The following is a 2,252-nucleotide window of genomic DNA, read 5'->3' on the forward strand; positions in this document are numbered from 1 at the left end:
CCATTTATACATAGAATGATGAGGGAAGTCATTAAAAGCAAAAAAGGTTAACAGGCCTAATGAGGACACTAGAAAAAGGTACTTATTTGTTGTTGTCTCTAATAAATTCATTTAAATCACTCTCATATATAAGATATAGGAGAAGTAACGAAATACTTCCCCCATTATTATACTCTTAAACTAGTCTAAAACCAGAAGTTAAAGCAATAATGATAGAACCAATAATAATTGCATTGTAAATAATTCCAGTTAATTTAATGCCTTTTTTTTGTTCATTTTTCACCTTTTTTCACCTCCTTTAAAGAGAGGAGGTGCGGTTGTTACTTTTTTGGTGAGCGGATGATGAACCATTAAATACTGAATGAAAAAGAAGATTCCGATATTCATAATGATATCGCCGATACTAATAATTTGTGTTCGTGGATAAGGGGCTGAGATGGGAATAACATCGCCCAAAAATTCTAGATGCGTTGAAGAATTAAGCATGGTGTGTTTAGCGTACAAGCTATCTTTGAGGGCTTCGATGTAACCTGGATCCAAAACAGCAGCTGCCTCAACTGATACCGGCATTCGTCCACCGTTAATGACCATCACTAAAAAATTCAGAAATACTCCAATTAAAATCAGCATAAATCCTTGGTTATTGCGGTTCATAAATAAAAATAGCAGTCCGAGTACATAAACCACGATGTAGATAGACCCGCTGATTTGTCCAAGAATTTTGCTATCGTTTTGGAGCGTAAAAACGGCTAATTCAACAATTAATAGAAGAGGAAAGATCCATCCCCATTTGAGCTTTAGCTGTGCTAGTGCTCGTAAGTTTCCTTTTCGAAGAAACCCTACTATAAACGAAATGATAATGCCGTCAAATACCATAGTTGCTACCCACCTATGCTAGAATATATGAAATGTTCAAAAATTCTACGAAGGAAAAATATTCCCACAATAATATAATCAAAGAATTTCGTCTAATGCAAGGGAATATTCTTTTGAGTTTAGTCTAATCTGTGTATTTTGGAGTAGTGCTCTTTTCCTACAACAAAAAAGCATTTCTCCTTTTTGAAGAAATGCCCGGTTTTTTTAATCAACTCGATGATGATTTGTCAATTGAAATTTTTCAAATAACTTGATTGTACCATCTTAGTTGTGCATTATTTTGCGAAAAAAATTAGTTTGATGAATTAGCTTAATTTATGTTCTAGTAAAAGCCTCTGATTTTGTAGAAATATAGGATATTTCCTGCGGAATATTTTCGCGTATATCGACTATTTCCCACTCCACTTAGGAAGGGAAATCATTTTAGATCAGTACTTTCAGGTGTTTGAATCAAACGTTTGATTAAAAGGGAATCGTGTGGGAGATAGGCGATGTTTGTCAGTTTAGCGAATATTGAAAAGCAACTATCCCTAAACAAAATAAAAACCAATTCGCTATTCGAACTGGTCTAAGTTATAAAAATTCCCTTTTCATAATGTCATCGAACTTTTTTTGGATCTGGTTGACTTTGTTAATGTCAAGATGGTTTTCATCCATTTCTTCCATGTTCCACAAATTTATATCATGCTTTAATTCTGTTAGGCGATGAAGAGTAATTGTCTGCTGTTTTATCAGTTTCGAATCAGCAATAATTCCCTCATAGGCGATCAAGGCCGGAATAATCGCACTGCATAATGCTATTAAAATATTGGACATTGGTTCAGTCAAGCCAATGGAAGTGAGATTGGTACTAGATAAGAACGTGATAAAAAATGAAAAGATAACCGTAAGAATTTTTAGCTTCTTAGCCTTCGCTTTAATTTTTCTTATGTTCTTAGTGTAACAAATTATTTTTTCATCAATATCACCTCTAACATCATCAAGGTGTTCCGTTTTCACATAATCCCTCCATACCTTGTCTTAATATAATATGATATGTCGGTTGATTAAAATGAGTGAAGAGCAGGCAGCAGACTTCTCCATATTTGAATTCAGCTAACTATCACCGAACCAGTTATTCCTCTGACTCAATCCTTTTCCGAGAGGTATCTTTCATAAATTGAAATCCATACAGAAGTAATGATCGAATGAAATTGATTCCTGAGTATTGAAATTTTGTTAATTTTTTTAGGCGATGATTCTGAAAAAGAGAACGGTAACATAAAGAGGTTCTAAGTGACCGTGAAGACGAAAAAAGATAGAGTTACGGTAACATAGAGAGGTTCTAAGTGACAGTGGAAGACGAAAAAAGATATAGCACGGTAACAAAGAGAGGT

2 protein-coding genes are annotated in these 2,252 nt (G+C 34.2%); both read right to left on the reverse strand.

Annotation, left to right across the window (positions count from 1 at the left end):
• Nucleotides 1-279: 279 nt before the first annotated feature.
• Nucleotides 280-876, reverse strand: a complete 597-nt coding sequence (locus V7137_RS10980; RefSeq protein WP_335698123.1) for a DUF5317 domain-containing protein — start codon at nt 874-876, stop codon at nt 280-282.
• A 573-nt stretch (nt 877-1,449) separates the two neighbouring features.
• A complete protein-coding gene (locus V7137_RS10985) occupies nt 1,450-1,875 on the reverse strand; it encodes a hypothetical protein (protein WP_335698124.1) in 426 nt (141 codons plus the stop codon).
• Nucleotides 1,876-2,252: the final 377 nt, after the last annotated feature.

This window comes from Neobacillus drentensis (assembly GCF_036962765.1).
Classification (GTDB): domain Bacteria; phylum Bacillota; class Bacilli; order Bacillales; family Cytobacillaceae; genus Neobacillus; species Neobacillus drentensis_C.

Coding starts and splice junctions, on each gene's coding strand:
- V7137_RS10980 (WP_335698123.1), bottom strand. CDS start 876: ATGGTATTTGACGGCATTATCATTTCGTTTATAGTAGGGTTTCTTCGA.